This is a genomic window from Roseiflexus sp. (assembly GCF_057785375.1).
This window is the reverse complement of the sequence record NZ_JBYNRX010000084.1, coordinates 20960-36439: the sequence shown is the minus strand read 5'-3', so window position 1 is coordinate 36439 and position 15480 is coordinate 20960. Positions and strand designations below refer to the sequence as shown.

Genomic DNA, 15480 nt, shown 5'->3' with positions numbered 1-15480 from the left:
CTGCCCGGCGCTTGTTCCGCTCTCCCCTACCCCCCCTCCCCCACAAGGGGGAGGGAAGAATGTCTTCCCAGCGTCCGCCCGGCGCTTGTTCCGCTCTCCCCTACCCCCCCTCCCCTAACCCCTCCCCCACAAGGGGGGAGGGGAAGAGAGGGAGCCTCACGAGGGGGGAGGGGAAGAGAGGGGGCCTCACGAGGGGGGAGGGGAGCGTGACTCTCACCGTTCCGCTTCGCTTGCGCCGATGACCAGCGCCCCGGCACGCAACGCGGCGGCGTACCGTCCTGGCGCCAGTCGGTCGAGCGGCGTGCCGTCGGGAACGATGCACCCCGGCAGCCCGACGCCAGTTTCGACGCGGAGACCGCTTTCGCCTTTGGACTCGACGATCCAGATTTCTGAACCGACACGCTGAATGACGATCCGTTGCGGACTGCCAAGGTCGAACCAGATCTGTTTGCCGAAGAGGAGGCGAATACGTCGCATGCCGGTGCGTGGGTCAGCTTCATGACGGATGCGGATGTACATTCCAGCAGTGCGTTCTGTGCGTCGCCCGGTTATATCGGAGGTGTGGCGAGTCTCGGCGCGTTCTGCCATGCGCTCCTGTTGTTCCGCCAGAGCGCGCAGTTCCGCCGCGATCTGACGGCGGCGTTCGGATGTGGGGCGCGCGCCGAGCGCCTCGACGACTGCGCGCCGCAGAATGTCGTAACTGTCGCTGTTCATCGTCGCGCGTCCAGTGGAATGCCACGGTGCAATCCGAGTAAGCGGGCATAGGCGACGACCTCGGCGTATTCGCCGGTCGTGATCCGCCGCGCCAGTTCGGGGTAATCGTATGCCCGGTATGCCGGGTGGTACTGGTCCATCAGATTGATCCACGAGTCGCGCGAAATGTCTTCGGCGATGAAGCGCAGCACTTCCTGGGAACCAGCGAGGCGTCCCGGCAGCGCCAGATGACGGATGAGCAATCCGCGCACCGCCAGGCCGCGCTCGATGTGCAGGTCGCCGACCTGCCGGTGCATTTCGCGCAGCGCCGGTCGCACGACTTCCCAGTAGTGTGGAATGCCCGAGTAGCGCTCTCCAATCGCCGAGTCGCTGTACTTGACATCCGGCATGTAGATGTCTACCACCCCATCGAGGAGCCGCAGCGCGGCAACCGAGTCATACCCGGAGGTGTTGTACACAATCGGCAGGCGCAGCCCGCGCGGGACGGCGATCGCCAGCGCCTCGAGGATCTGCGCGACAACGTGGGATGGGGTGACCAGATTGAGGTTGTGGCACCCTTCCCGTTGTACCTCAAGGAAAATCTCCGCCAGGTGCGCAGCATCGACGGCATGCCCGCTCACAAACTGGCTGATGTCGTAGTTCTGGCAGTAGACACAGCGCAGGTTACAGCCGCTGAAAAAGACCGTTCCTGAGCCGCGCCATCCGCGCAGCACGTCCTCTTCGCCCAAATGCGGTCCGTAGGACGCCACAATCGCCTCCCGCCCGACGCGGCACTCGCCCGCCTCGTCGTGCAGGCGATCAGCACGGCACGCCAGCGGGCAGAGGGTGCAGGACGCCAGCCGCTCGCGCGCGATAGCTGCGCGTTCCTGCAATACGCCCTGTTCGTAGAGTTCGAGATATGCCGGGTAGGACATATGCCATTTCTCCGGTTCGATCACGTAGCGTTTCGGGCGAGGGTGGTGCAGATATATTGTACGTCAACTGCAACCGAGGCTTTTGACTTCGACGTTCGTTCGGCTTTACTTTTGTCGCAGCAGCCGTGCTGAATTGGCGAGGATGCCCAAATCCGGCAGCGACTATGCTGCGGCAGCAAGCGTGGGCGGTAAGATGCCCATAGCAGCCAGCGTCAGTCCAGCCAGGTTGTAGAGTGCGGTAAAAGCAATATTCATCTTGACGACGCCCATCGTGCGGCGTGCCATTCGTAACGCTTCCGGCATCAGTGTCCAGTCTTCACGCATGAGGGCAATGTGGGCGGCTTCGATGGCGATGTCGGCGCCCGCCGCCCCCATGGCAATACCGATATTCGCCTGCGCCAACGCCGGCGCGTCATTCACACCATCCCCGATCATGACAACCGTATGTCCTTTGGCTTGATAGTCCTTTACCGCTTCAATCTTGTGTTCAGGCAGGAGATTGGCGCGATACTGAACGCCAAGTTTTTCGGCAAGCGCGGCGGCGGTGCGTTCATTATCACCCGTGAGCAGTTCCACATGTCTGACGCCGAGGTCGCGCAGTCTGGCGAGAGCGGCGGGCGCTTCGGGGCGGAGCGTATCAGCGGCGGCGAGGAGGGCGGCAGGTTTTTCATCCAGGGCGACCAACAGGAGCGTTTTGCCCTGCGCTTCCAATTGTTGGGCAATTGGCAAGGGTTCTGGCGCTGAAACCAGACGGCGGTTGCCAACGGCAACAAGGCGACCGTTCACTCTTGCCCGAATGCCCATGCCAGGGATGGCTTCAAAATGCTCTGGCTCAAAGAACGACACGTTTTGAACGCGAGCGATGGCGCGCACGGCTTCGGCTAATGGGTGTTCCGAGTAGCGTTCTGCGGAAGCGACAAGGGTAAGAATTTCAGAGGAAGACATGCCATTGAGTGAAACCACATCGGTGATCTGTGGTCGACCGAGGGTGAGCGTGCCGGTTTTATCCACCAGCACGACATCCGCGCGCACTAACGCTTCAAGATACTTGCCGCCTTTGATCAGCACGCCGCGTCTGGCGCTTGCGCCAATCGACGCCAGCATCGCAACAGGCGTGGCTAAAGCGAAGGAACAGGAACACGCCACGACCAGGACGGCGGCTGTGGCCAAGGGGTTGCGACTGACGAGAAACGTGAGCGCCGCGATTCCGGTGACGACTGGCAGGTAGTACGCGCTGAACCTGTCGGCGAGGCGTTGGATATCGCTGCGATGGGCTTCGGCTTCTTCCACCATTTTGATCACGCGCCCGAATGTTGTGTCCGCCCCGATGCGGAGAGCTTTTATGTGCAGACTGCCCAGCCTGGCGATGGCGGCAGCAAATACGTGCGAGCCGTTCGCCACTTCAACCGGCATAGACTCACCGGTGATGGCTGCCTGGTCAATCGTGGCATGTCCAGCGATCACTTCGCCATCCACCGGAATCTTCTCACCGGGACGAACGATCACGATGTCGCCAACGCTCACTTCTGCAACCGGCACTTCCACTTCTCTACCGTCTCGTTCCACGCGTGCGGTTTGCGGCGCCATCGCGGTCAGTTCTTTCACAGCACGGCGGGCGCTTTCGGTGGTGAAGCGTTCGACGTAATCACCAATGCGCATGAACGCCACCACGATAGCCGCTGCTACCCATTCGCCGACGAGGAGCGCCGCAATTGCGCCAACCGTCATCAGCGTATGCGAGGTGATTTGCCGCTTGAACGTGGCCCGCGCGACGTTGCGCAAGACCGGAAAGCCGCCCGCAACAACGAGGGCAACGCCAAAAGGGAAGGGGACAAGTTCATTCAGTTCGTCGAACAGACCGAGCCATTCCCCGGCAACTACAATGCTCAGAACAACGCCGAACACAACAGCAAGCAATATCGTCATCCGGCGATTGAATCGGTCCATGCCAGCAGCCACTGGCGTGGCTGAGTCAGGGACAGAATAGCCCGCGTTCTCTACCGCTTTCCGAATCGCAGGCAAATCTACGCGGGCAGGGTCCAGTCGAATGACGGCTTTCTCGGCGGCAAGGAGAACATTGACTGACTCCACGCCGGGTAATCTGGCGATGGCTTGCTGAATGTGCAGGGTGCATTCGGTGCAGTCCATGCCTTTGACGGGAACTTCGAGGAGTTGCGTTTTAGCCATGTTTGGACTCCGCTGCGTTGTAGCGCGTACATTCGTAAACGCCTTTCGCAACATCGGCGAGTAGTTCATCGGCGAGGCGGAGCAACTGCCCGACGCGCTTATCGCTCAATTCATAGTAGACGAACCGTCCCTGCTGTGTGGCCGTCACAAGTCCACAATCGCGCAGACAGCCGAGATGATTCGAGACATTAGATTGGGTCAGTCCGGTAGCCTGGACGATTTCGCTCACGGTGAGCGCCCCGTCTCGTAGTGCTTCCAGGATGGCAAGGCGCGACGGATCGGCGAAGCCGCGAAAGAGTCTGGCTTGTAACTCAATGGTTTGGGGTTTGGCAGCGATAAACACAACGCACTCCACAAATCATCATATCAGGATGTGATGATATGATAATATGCAAAAGGTAACGCTGTCAAGTTTCTTGCATAGCGCAACAGGGCGAGCAGATCGCAATCTCATAGAGCGATCAACCAAAACGCTGTCATCCGTAACAGAATGTTCACCGCCGATGGATCGGATCTTCCGTCCATGCGCATAAAAACGGCATATACTGGCAGTAGTTCGGCGGTTCGATGGGGCGCCGCTCCGAATGCTGCGTGTTTCCCGCGCGAATCCACAAGCCATCCAGATGCATCCTCACGACCGCAGAACGCTGGAAGCCTTGACTCAAGGAGGAGTTCTATGGCAACGACACATCTCCAGAGCACATGGGTGCATGGGCACAGCATGCAGGTCGAGGACAATGATGCGCTTGCAGCGATCTGGCGCTCTGGTTTTTGCCTCTATGTCGAAGGCAAGCCCGACAGCCTGAACTGGCTGCATGCCTCGATCCCCACCCCAGCGTGCGTCGGGGATCACCGGGCGCGCGTCGGTGCGGTCGTGATCGTCTGCCGCACAATGTCGAATGATGCGATTGTGCGCGACATTCACGTCTATGATGGCGATGTCAAAATCGGCGACATCAACGACGTCAACCTGAGCGGCGATATCGGGCTGGTGCGTTTCTCCCTGCTGGATCACCCGGAAGTGCAGACGGCGGTCGGGGTTTCACTCGGTCTCAGTTTTGGCTCAGCGGCGCAGCCGCATGGAATCAGCGTGATTGCGGTTGGCGTAGAGTTTGTATAATGGAGAGCACCGGATTGGCGCACAGGAAGTGGAACTGCAATGATGGAGTTATTTCACCAGCCGCCCCCGACGCTGGGGAATCAGTACACCAATGATCGGGTGCTCCGGTCATTCCTGCGGCGCGCACTGCCGCGCGACGTACTGACGCAGGTCGAACCCGATCTGGCGACGATGGGTGACCTGGCAGGCGGCGAACTCTACCGCCTGTATCTTGCCGATCGCCTCAACGAACCGGTGTTGACGCAGTGGGACGCCTGGGGCGAACGCATCGACCACATTGAAGTTTCGCCGCTCTGGAAGCGCGCCGCGCGCCTCGCCGCCGAATACGGGTTGGTCGCACTCCCCTACGAACGGACCTACGGCGCCCTGTCGCGGATCGTTCAGTTTGCGCTGGTCTATCTGTTCCATCCCTCGACTGATGTGTACACCTGCCCGCTGGCGATGAGCGACGGCGCAGCGCGCACGCTGGTGCAGGCAGGCGACGCAGCCCTGATCGACCGCGCTCTGCCGCTCCTGACGAGCCGTGACCCGGATCGTTGCTGGACGAGCGGGCAGTGGATGACCGAATTGCCCGGCGGTTCGGACGTCAGCCGCACGGAAACTATTGCCCGCCCTGGTTTCGATGGCGTCTGGTGCTTATTCGGCAGAAAATGGTTCACCTCGGCGACGACCGGGCAGATGGCGCTGGCGCTTGCCCGGCCCGAAGGGAACCCGCCGGGCAGCCGCGGGCTGGCGCTCTTCTACATCGAACTGCGCGACGAGGAAGGACGCTTGCAGGGCATCCGCGTCAACCGCCTGAAAGACAAACTCGGTACGCGCAAGGTGCCAACCGCCGAACTCAGCCTGGAAGGAACCCCGGCGCGTCTGGTTGGCGCACTGAACGGCGGAGTGCGTGCGATTGTGCCGATGCTCCAGGTCACCCGCATCTGGAACAGCGTCTCGGCAGTCTCGTTCATGCGGCGGGGCATCGCCCTGGCGCGCGATTATGCCCGTCGGCGCGTCGCCTTCGATGCTCCGCTCAACTGCCAACCCCTCCACACCGAAACCCTGGCGACGTTGCAGGCGGAATTCGAGGGCGCCTTCCACCTGAGTTTTCTGACCGCCGGGTTGCTTGGCGCCGAAGAGACAGGGACCGCCGACGAGCGCCAGCAGCATCTGTTGCGCGTTCTGACCTCGATCACCAAACTGACGACAGGACGGCAGGCGGTCGATGTGATGAGTGAAGTCATCGAGGCGTTTGGCGGCGCCGGCTATGTGGAAGACACCGGTCTGCCGACGTTGCTGCGCGATGCGCACGTGCTCCCGATCTGGGAAGGAACCACCAATGTCCTTGCGCTCGACACGCTGCGCGCACTGGCGCAACTGGGGACCTGGGAGGCAATCACGAGCCTGGCGGAAGAACTGACGGCAAGCATTGATGACAGCCGGCTCGCTGCTGCCGGCGCTGGCGCGCGCGCTGCGCTCGACCATGCCCGGCGCTGGTTCACTGAAACGCGCGACCGTGGACGCCTGGAACGCGGGACGCGACGCCTGGCGCTCACCATTGGGCGCAGCCTGGAACTGGCGCTGCTGGTCTCCCATGCTGCCTGGTCGCTGGCGGAGGAGCACGAGGGACGGGCGCGCGCCGCGGCGCTGCGTTTCGCCCGCTCGCCCATTGACCTGATCGATGACGAGGACGCCGACGATACCGCATTAGCGGACGATGCGCCGTTGCCGGTCGAGGCGCGGTGGCGGATATGACGGTCACCGCTGGATGGCTGGCATACTCCTGCTCTTTGCCCTGCGCGACGTGTCCATAGGGTCAGGCGCGCAGCGTGGGTGGCAGTCATTATGGGAAGCCTGGCTCGTGGTTCTCATAGAGCGATCACCCAAAGCCTGGACAATCAAGGACGTGGAGCGGCCACCGTTGGCTTCGACAGGCTCAGCCAACGTCAGCCGCAAGATGGTCAACATAGCCAAGTATTGTGCAACATCTGGTTGATCGCTCTATCAGTTCTCATACCAATGTGCGGTCATTTGGACCATACTGCTGGTACGTGCGGCAGGATGCCGAGCCGCTGCGGGCTAAAGTCCTCGCTGGGGCTGCTGATGCCAATGCGCAGTCATGCGCCCACGACCGCCAACGCGCGTTGTGAATCATTACGCCTTGCGAACCGGGCGCGCGAACATCTTGTCTGACTGACCGCACGTTCGTATCAGTTCTCAGTTCCCGGCTCAAGGAAACACATGCCTCCAATCTACGGCTTCTACTGGTCTCCATCAGCGACATCTCTCGACGCGGAATGGAGCGCATTCGTCCAGAGCGGCGCTAACAGCGTCGTGATCCAGACGCATGCGCTCACGGATGCGCTCCTTGATCGTCTCCAACGGCAGGGTACGATGGTCTCCGTCGATCTGCCACTGTTTGCCGGCGCCGATCTGCGCGTGAGTTTCCCCGACAGCGTTCCGATCGATGCGTATGGCAGCGCAATGGGCACAGACGAGTGGTACGTTCCGCTCTGCCCGAACAACGTGCATGTCCGTGCTCATCGTCTTGCCAGCCTGCGCAGCGTGCTGGAACAGCACGGAGACGCGCTGCACGGCGTCTGGCTCGATTTCGTGCGCTACCCGCTGCGCTGGGAAGTTCCGCAGCCGAACCTGGTGCAGACCTGCTTCTGCGACCAATGCCTTGCCCTCTTCTTTGCCCACCCGCCGCGCGAGTACACCATCGATGAGCGCGTAGCGGCAATCCACGACATCCTGACCGAACATCTCGCAGCCTGGGTCGAGTGGAAATGCCAGCGAGTCGCCGGGTTCGTCCAGGACATCCGCAACTTCCTGCGAGCGCAGCGTCCTGATCTACGCCTGGGTCTGTTTGCGCTTCCCTGGCGGCTGACTGACCACAACGCCGCCGTTCGCACGATTGTCGGGCAGGACGTGGCGCTGCTCGGCAGGCGCGTCGATGTCATCAGCCCGATGGTCTACCACCGTCTCTGCGGCCAATCTCCCGAATGGATCGCCGACGTTGTCGAAGAGATTCGCATGCGAAGTTGCACGGATATTCTGCCGGTCATCCAGACCATCGACGCACCCGGACCGCTTCCGACGGAAGAATTCCGTCGCGCGCTGGAGATCGCGCGCGCCGTGTCGGATCAGGGGGTGCTGCTGTTCGACCTGAGCGCCATCGTCCGCGACCCGGACAAACTGGCGGTAGTGCGTGAGGCGTTTGAAGGCGGGAAGGGTGCAGGTTGCAGGCGGGAACAGTAGAGGCGCGGCAGCGCCTCGCCCAGGGGCGCACTGCCGCCGCGCCCGCAGCCGCGTTCCATGTTGTGCGCGAGAAGGGGGAAACGTCCCGGACGCTTGAGGTCTGCACCACTCCCCACTCCCCACACATCCCTTGCTCCCTTTACCACGTACCACGACATACCATCCTGCAATCAGTCGATGTACTGATGCACAATAGGATGTTTCACCTATAGACGGCAGGCTGGCGCACTGCTATACTGCCTGTCAGAAGAACTGCGGCACGGCGCTCTACCGATGCTCATTCTGAAGGAGGAACCTGACCATGACGGCACTTCTCATCGCTTCCGCAATCGCCCTGATGATCTTCGCATCTCGCCGCGCCGCGCTGCGCCTTCAGGAACGCCCTGTTCCTGTGCGGGTCACCACGCGCACCCGACGCTGAGTCGCTGTTGCGGGGCTGTTGAGTCACGAGGGCAGGGTTTATAACCCTGCCCATTTTTATTAGCGTCGATCCGTCGATCTGTTGCTTTGAGGCGCCGGGTTTTGGGGAGGCAGCGGCGCTATGTTTGCCAGGGGCAGGCAAAGGCAATGACCTGGCTTGCTTATCCTCAAATGTGGCGTGTTACTCACGCTCACATGGCTTCATTGTGCCCCTTGCGCTGCACGCCGCGCTCGAAGATCGCCACCAGGCTGTCGGCGGCGCGTTGCGGATCGATCGGGCTTGGCGCCGCGATATGCCACTTGTGCAACGCGCTTGCCAGACCAAAAAAGGCGCGCACGACCGCCTCCGGATCGAGCGCGGGATCGATCTCGCCCTGCGCGATGCCGCGCTGCACCAGTGCGACGATATCGTCACTGACGCGCCGGATGCATCCAAAGGCCTCGTCGTTGGCGCAGAGCAGACGGAAGATTTCGGGCCAGGGACCGATGCCAAGGGTGTGCATCTGTACCTGACGTTGGAGGATCTGACGCATGATAAAGCGTAACTGCTCCATAGGCGAACGGTCCGCCTGCGACTCGATCAACGCGATCATCTGTTTCATTTCGCGCGTCGCCGCTTCGATGACCAGTTCTTCTTTCGTTGCGAAATGGGCGTAGAGCGTCGGTTTGGAGATGCCGACACGGGCTGCCAGTTCGTCCATCGACATGGCGCTGTAGCCCTTCTCTGCCACCATTTCCTGCGCAGCGCTCATAATCTCTTCGCGGAGCGCTTGCTTCTGCCGCTCACGAAGTGTCAGAGTCATCAGGTTTTCCTCTCACGGGTGTCACATCATCTTCGCCGGCAGCGCCCAGCCATCCGCCTGCCCGCCCGGCGGCTGAAGCCGTGGGCTCCTGCTGCGAAGCCCGCCTTCGTGGGCTAGACCGGGCGGTACCGGATTATTTTCTCAAACTCCATCAGCTGCGGGCTATAGTTGTGAAGCCTACCTTCGCGGGACATACGAGTCTAATTTCTTAACCTCATACCGCGTTCCCAGAGACGATCATCACTTATTACTCATCACCCTCAGCCGCCGCGACCTTTGCACCTTCCACCTTCTACCTTCGCACCTGCTCTGTTGAACCACAAAGCCACAGAGGACACAGAGAGATCCAAAAGACTTGTCTTTTCCTGGACCTTCTCGCCTCTCGCCTCTCGCCCCTCGCCCTTCTACCTTCGCACCTGCTCTGTTGAACCACAAAGCCACAGAGGACACAGAGAGATCCAAAAAGACTTGTCTTTTCCTGGACCTTCTCGCCTCTCACCTCTCACCTCTCACCTCTCACCTCTCACCTCTCACCTCTCACCTCTCACCTCTCGCCTCTCGCCTCTCACCTCTCACCTCTCACCTCTCGCCTCTCACCTCTCACCTCTCACCTCTCGCCTCTCACCTCTCACCTCTCGCCACGACATCCAGACTGCACGTACTTCCGTACAACCACGTTAGAACATCAAAACCTACCAACCAGTCAAAATTTCTACTTGCGCGTAAACATATTTTACTGTATAGTAGTCATATTGTAAAGTGCGCTTTGGAACCCGTCGTTCCACAGTGCAACGCACAGTGCGGTGCGGGCAGTCGGGCAAGGCTTTTCGCCACGTTTTGATTTCGAGGTTCAATACCCTCCCGCCTGTGGCGGGCACACACGGAGGCAGGCTGTATGGCAATCCAACGACGTGAAGAGCAACTCAACGGTATGCCCATTTCGGACACCTCGATCCGTCAGCCGGTGTTTGTGACGATGCTTATGCTGCTGACGGTCGTGTTTGGCATTCTGGCATTCCGCTCGCTGCCAGTCAATCTCCTTCCCGATTTTGAAGTGCCGATCATCGCCATCAGTGTACCGTACCCCGGCGCCGGTCCCGAAAGCGTCGCCGATCAGGTCGCCAAACCGATCGAGGACGCGGTCAACACCATCGAGGGCATCGAAAATATCACCACTAACGCCAGCGAGGGTCTGGCAGTCATCATTCTCGAGTTTGCCCAGGGTACCGACATCAACCGTGCCGACCAAGATGTGCGCGAAAAGGTGAATGCCATTCGCCCGACGTTGCCGCGTGATGTCCGCGAGCCGATCTTCCAGAAGTTCGACCCGAACGCCGCGCCGATCATCTCTTTCGCCATTGCCGGAACGCAGAACCAATCGCCCCTCGAGGTGCGCCGGATTGTCGATAACGAGGTCTCGCCGCTGATCCAGCGCGCGCCAGGCGTCGGCTCGGTGCAGATCGCCGGCGGTCTCCAGCGCCAGATCAATGTCCAGATGGACCTGGAGAAACTGCGCGCCTATGGCATTTTGCCAGTGCAGATAACCCGTTCGCTGCAGCAGGCGAATACCAATCTCGGTCTTGGTTCGATTACTGCCGGTTCGCAGGAGATCAACCTGCGCGCGCCGTCGCTCCTGCAAACTCCCGAAGATATTGCAAAAATCCAGATCACTGGCACGCCGTACCGCATTGGCGATGTCGCAACCATCGAAGACGGCGTCGCCGAAAAGCGCAGTTATACCCGGCTCAACGGCGTTGAAGCGATTATCATCGACATTCGCAAGCAAAGCGGCGCCAACACCGTTACGGTCGCTGATAATGCAAAGGCTGCCATTGAACGCGCGCTTGCCAACCGCAGCGACCTGACGTATATCACACCGCGCGACTCGTCGGAAGCGGTGCGCCAGTCGACGATCAGTTCGCTCGAAGAACTGATCTACGCATCGGTGGCGGCGCTGCTGGTGGTCATGCTCTTCTTCAGCGGCATGCGCAACATGCTCGTCACCGCCGCCGCGCCTGCCGCCATCGCCCTGGTCGGTCTCGTCATCCTCCCCGCCATTGGCGTGCCGGTCGACAAAGTGATCGTGCTGGCGATTGCGATCGGCTTGCTGGTGGTGCTCACGTTCATCCGTGATCGCAATACCCTCGTGACGATGGCTGGTCTGCCGATCATTTTGATGGGCACCTTTGCGCTGATGCCGGTGTTCGGGTTGACGATCAACCTGATTACGCTGCTGGCGCTGGCGCTGTGTGTCGGTCTGGTGATCGACGACGCCATTGTGGTGCGCGAGAATATCTTCCGCCATACGCAGCGCGGTGAGACGCCGCGTGTTGCTGCCAGCAAGGGCACGGCGGAAGTGGCGCTCTCGGTGGTGGCGATGACCCTGACGGTCGTTGCAGTCTTCGTGCCGGTAACGTTTACGACTGGCACGACTGGCATTATCTTCAAGTCGTTCGGCATTACGATTGCCGTCGCCATTCTCCTTTCGCTGGTGGAAGCGTTCATGTTCGCGCCGATGCTCTCCGCCAATCTCTTCCGCCGCCAGAAGGTGCAACCGCATCCGCACGATGAGGCGCATTCGCACACCGGCGATGTCGGGCGTGCGGCGCGGCGTCTGCGCAATATCGATCCCAATCAGGCGGACGCCAGCCTGCTCCACGAAGCCGAAGAAGATCCGGGTCCGCTTGGCCGGTTCTATGAGCGCGTCCTCTCCTGGAGCCTGAGCAGCCTGCGCAATCGCCTGATTGTCGTGTTCACTGCGATTATGGTGCTGGTGCTGAGTTTTGCCGTCGCCCGCGGCTTGAAGTTCAGCTTCTTCCCGCAGCAGGACTCTGGCGAGTTCCTGGTCGGGTTCGAGTTGCCGCCCGGCATCGCCCTTGTGGAGACCGACCGGCTCGCGCGGCAGGCGGAGCAGATTATGCTGGCTGATCCGGATGTCGAGTCGGTGATCAGCACGGTTGGCTTCACCGGGGCGCCGGAGCGCGCTGAGTTCTTCGTGCGCCTGAAGGACGATGTGCCGACCCGTTCGGTTGAGGATCGTCTGCGTCCGCAACTGGCGTTCCTGCCGAATCTGACGTTCGGTCTGCCGTCGGTCGGCGTGCCGACATCAACCGGCGTCACCGGTCGCCAGTTGCAGTTGAGCCTGCAAACCACCGAGCCGGTGCAAAATCTGGCGCCGGTGATCGAGCAGATCAAAGCGGAAATGGCAGCCATCCCCGGTGTGGTTGATATTGACACCAACTATCGCCCCGGCAAGCCGGAACTGCGTTTCATCGCCGACCCGGAGCGCATCGGCGACCTCGGGATCACCAATGACGAGATCGCGTCGTCGGTGCGCGCCCTCGTGAATGGCGATCGGGCGACGGTGTTGCGGAAGGAAGGGCAGGATATTGAAATTATCGTGCGCCTGCGCCCCGAAGATCGCGCCACGCCGGAAGCGTTGCAGAATATCGCCATTCCAACCCGCAGCGGCACGGTTCCGCTGAGTGCGCTCGGGCGGATTGAACTTGCGTCGACGCCACAGACGATCCGGCGCTACGACAAACTCAACCAGGTGATCATCGGCGCCAACCTCCAGGGTCGCAACCTGAGCGAGGTGCAGAACGAACTGCAACAGCGTCTGGATGCGAAGGAGATCATCCCGCCGACCGTCATCGCCAGTTTCACCGGTCTGGTTCAGCAGCAAACCGAAGGGTTCGGGTCGCTGTATCTGGCAATGCTCCTGTCGGTGATCTTCGTCTACATGGTGCTGGCATCGCAGTTCGGCTCGTTCACGCAACCGCTGGTGATTATGATGGCGATGCCATTCAGTTTCATCGGCGCGTTCCTGGCGTTGCGCCTGATCAATGTCGATCTCGACATCACCGGCATGATCGGGTTGATTATGCTTCTCGGTCTGGTGGTAAAGAACTCGATCCTGCTGGTGGACTTCACCAACCGCCTGCGGCGCGCCGGGCTCGACAAGCATGCCGCGCTCGAACTCGCCGGCGCCATCCGTCTCCGTCCGATCCTGATGACCACCCTCTCGCTGGTGGCTGGCGCTTTGCCGGTGGCAGTGGGCATTCACCTGATCGGCACCGGCGAAGGCGGCGAGTTCCGCAAGGGGCTGGCAACTGTGCTGATCGGCGGCTTGATGACCTCGATGCTGCTGACGCTGCTCGTCGTGCCGACGGCCTACAGCCTGATGGAATCGTTCACCGAGCGCGCGTCGAACTGGTTCCGCCGTCGCTTCGACCCGGAAGGGTGGGCGGAAGAGCAAGAGGCAAAAGAGGTGGAACTGGCGCCGGTCAACGGCAGCGTCCCGGCAGTCGCCCTGACCCTTGTAAATGGCGGGACGGTGAGCGTGCCGTTCAATCAGGTGCACGAGAAAGACGCCAACGGACATGCATCGGTCGATGCGCCGAAGAAGGCGGCAGAGTGAGAAAGGTGCGAGGTGCGAGGTGCGAGGTGTGAGGTGTGAGGTGTGAGGCGCATCACCATATCGGACAATTCACAGACATCCAAACCAAGGAGAAACAAGCCGTGAAACGTGGTCGCTTGATCACAGGAGTGCTTATCGGATTGACGGCCGCAGCGCTGGCGGCGTGCGGCGCACAACCAGCCGCTCCTGCGCCCACCGCCAGTGCGCCGGCGGCATCTCAGCCCACCGTCGTTGTGCCGACGCCGGTGCCGCTGCCGACCAGCCAGCCGATCCAGTTTGGCATCACCGGGATCGGCGAGGTCAAGAGCGCCCAGGACGCCAACCTGTCGTTCCAGGTGCAGGGCACGGTAGCGGAGGTGTATGTCAAGGAAGGCGATGTCGTCAAGAAGGGCGATCTGCTTGCCATTCTCGACACTCGCGCCTTCGACCAGCAACTCGAACAGGCGAAAGCGGCGCTGGCGAATGCGCTGGCGCAGGAAGCGGCGCTGACCGAAGATCCGCGCCAGGTGGACCTCAACGCGGCGCGTGCGGCGGTGGCGCAAGCGCAGGCGGCGCTCGAAGCGCTCCAGCGTGGACCAAAGGAGCAGGACATTCGCATGGCGGAAGCGGCGCTGGCGGCTGCCGAAGCCAACCTGCAAGCCACCCGTGATCGCCTGTCGTTCGCCAAGACCCAGGCGGAGATCCAGATGGAACAGGCAGCGGCTGCGCTCACGCAGGCGCAGGCGCGCTATGCGCAGGCAAAGTACAACTGGGAATATGCGCGCGACACCGGCAACGACCCGATTGTGCCCGAAGTGACGGCGCCGAACGGTCAGCGCGTGCCCAACAAATTGAGTGATGGGCAGCGCGAAAACTACTACGCGCAGTTCGTTCAGGCGGAAGCCGGATTGCGCCAGGCGGAAAAGGCGCTCGAATTGGCGCTCAAAGGCGCCGAGAGCGCGCGTCAGGCAGAAGTGACCGGTATTCAAGCGGCGGAAGCGCAGGTTGAACAGGCACGCCTGACGCTCGAAAAACTACGGTTGCCGCCCGACCCGGATCGCCTTGCGGCAGCCCGGGCAGCCCTGGCGCAGGCGCGCGCCCAGGAAGCGCGCGTCATCCCCGACCCGCGCAATTCGCAAAAGGCGGCGGCGCGTGCTGGCGTCGAACAGGCGCAGGCCGCGCTGACGCTGGCGCAGATCAACCGCGAACGCGCCGAACTGCGCGCGCCGTTCGATGGCATCGTCTCGATCGTCTCGATCGATCCGGGCGATCCGAGCATCACCCAGGGGCTGCCGGCGATCCAGATCGTGGATATGAGCAAACTGCACGTCGATGTTCAGATCAGTGATGTGGACATCAGCCGGGTTCGGGAAGGTCAATCCGCGAAGATTTCGATCAGCAGCATCCCCGACCGTGAATATACCGGCAAGGTCGAGTTCATTGCGCCAACCGCCACAGTGCAGGGTCTCTCGCGCAGTTACCGGGTGCGCATTGCACTCGACGACATCACCGGGCTGCGGGCAGGCATGAGTGCACGGGTTGATATTCTAGAGTAACCATATCTCTGGCGAGGCGACATGAGGGCGGGTCTGAGACCCGCCCTGACCAGGAGACGGCACGGCGAGGCGGAGCACGCAGGGGCGGGTCGGAGACCCGCCCTACTGCACCCCAGCATTC

Annotated in this window: 10 protein-coding genes; 5 read left to right on the top strand and 5 right to left on the bottom strand. The window is 61.4% G+C overall.

Going from position 1 to position 15480, the window contains the following annotated elements; genetic code table 11:
• Positions 1-213: 213 nt before the first annotated feature.
• From AC3EA7_RS15735 to AC3EA7_RS15720, 4 genes are all read right to left on the bottom strand, one after another.
• A complete protein-coding gene (locus AC3EA7_RS15735; RefSeq protein WP_488615018.1) occupies positions 214-714 on the bottom strand; it encodes a hypothetical protein in 501 nt (166 codons plus the stop codon).
• Positions 711-1628 (bottom strand): radical SAM protein, encoded by a 918-nt coding sequence (locus AC3EA7_RS15730; protein ID WP_488615017.1) that lies wholly within the window; start codon positions 1626-1628, stop codon positions 711-713. The genes AC3EA7_RS15735 and AC3EA7_RS15730 overlap by 4 nt, the downstream gene beginning before the upstream one ends.
• Positions 1629-1790: 162 nt before the next feature.
• On the bottom strand, positions 1791-3815 hold the full coding sequence (locus AC3EA7_RS15725; protein WP_488615016.1) for a heavy metal translocating P-type ATPase: 2025 nt from the start codon (positions 3813-3815) through the stop codon (positions 1791-1793).
• Entirely contained in the window at positions 3808-4158 is a 351-nt protein-coding gene (locus tag AC3EA7_RS15720) for an ArsR/SmtB family transcription factor (protein ID WP_488615015.1), read from the bottom strand. Before AC3EA7_RS15720 ends, AC3EA7_RS15725 begins: the two co-directional genes overlap by 8 nt.
• 333 nt (positions 4159-4491) lie before the next feature.
• On the opposite strand from AC3EA7_RS15720, the gene AC3EA7_RS15715 reads away from it, so the two are divergent.
• The 3 genes from AC3EA7_RS15715 to AC3EA7_RS15705 all read left to right on the top strand — a co-directional run bounded on the left by AC3EA7_RS15715 (position 4492) and on the right by AC3EA7_RS15705 (position 8181).
• Positions 4492-4935, top strand: a complete 444-nt coding sequence (locus AC3EA7_RS15715; protein WP_488615014.1) for a DUF6623 family protein — start codon at positions 4492-4494, stop codon at positions 4933-4935.
• Between the two features lie 39 nt (positions 4936-4974).
• Positions 4975-6675, top strand: a complete 1701-nt coding sequence (locus AC3EA7_RS15710) for an acyl-CoA dehydrogenase family protein (RefSeq protein ID WP_488615013.1) — start codon at positions 4975-4977, stop codon at positions 6673-6675.
• 486 nt (positions 6676-7161) lie between these two features.
• Entirely contained in the window at positions 7162-8181 is a 1020-nt protein-coding gene (locus AC3EA7_RS15705; protein WP_488615012.1) for a glycoside hydrolase family protein, read from the top strand.
• A gap of 611 nt (positions 8182-8792) precedes the next feature.
• Here the strand turns inward: AC3EA7_RS15705 and AC3EA7_RS15700 are convergent.
• Positions 8793-9404 (bottom strand): TetR/AcrR family transcriptional regulator, encoded by a 612-nt coding sequence (locus tag AC3EA7_RS15700; RefSeq protein ID WP_488615011.1) that lies wholly within the window; start codon positions 9402-9404, stop codon positions 8793-8795.
• Between the two features lie 895 nt (positions 9405-10299).
• On the opposite strand from AC3EA7_RS15700, the gene AC3EA7_RS15695 reads away from it, so the two are divergent.
• Positions 10300-13824, top strand: a complete 3525-nt coding sequence (locus AC3EA7_RS15695) for an efflux RND transporter permease subunit (RefSeq protein ID WP_488615010.1) — start codon at positions 10300-10302, stop codon at positions 13822-13824.
• 101 nt (positions 13825-13925) lie between these two features.
• On the top strand, positions 13926-15359 hold the full coding sequence (locus tag AC3EA7_RS15690; protein ID WP_488615009.1) for an HlyD family secretion protein: 1434 nt from the start codon (positions 13926-13928) through the stop codon (positions 15357-15359).
• Positions 15360-15480 lie beyond the last annotated feature (121 nt).

Bases quoted from the DNA above. Each gene is read 5' to 3' on its own strand.
- AC3EA7_RS15730 (WP_488615017.1), bottom strand. From the start codon at position 1,628: ATGTCCTACCCGGCATATCTCGAACTCTACGAACAGGGCGTATTGCAG.
- AC3EA7_RS15700 (WP_488615011.1), bottom strand. From the start codon at position 9,404: ATGACTCTGACACTTCGTGAGCGGCAGAAGCAAGCGCTCCGCGAAGAG.
- AC3EA7_RS15705 (WP_488615012.1), top strand. From the start codon at position 7,162: ATGCCTCCAATCTACGGCTTCTACTGGTCTCCATCAGCGACATCTCTC.
- AC3EA7_RS15725 (WP_488615016.1), bottom strand. From the start codon at position 3,815: ATGGCTAAAACGCAACTCCTCGAAGTTCCCGTCAAAGGCATGGACTGC.
- AC3EA7_RS15715 (WP_488615014.1), top strand. From the start codon at position 4,492: ATGGCAACGACACATCTCCAGAGCACATGGGTGCATGGGCACAGCATG.
- AC3EA7_RS15735 (WP_488615018.1), bottom strand. From the start codon at position 714: ATGAACAGCGACAGTTACGACATTCTGCGGCGCGCAGTCGTCGAGGCG.
- AC3EA7_RS15695 (WP_488615010.1), top strand. From the start codon at position 10,300: ATGGCAATCCAACGACGTGAAGAGCAACTCAACGGTATGCCCATTTCG.
- AC3EA7_RS15710 (WP_488615013.1), top strand. From the start codon at position 4,975: ATGATGGAGTTATTTCACCAGCCGCCCCCGACGCTGGGGAATCAGTAC.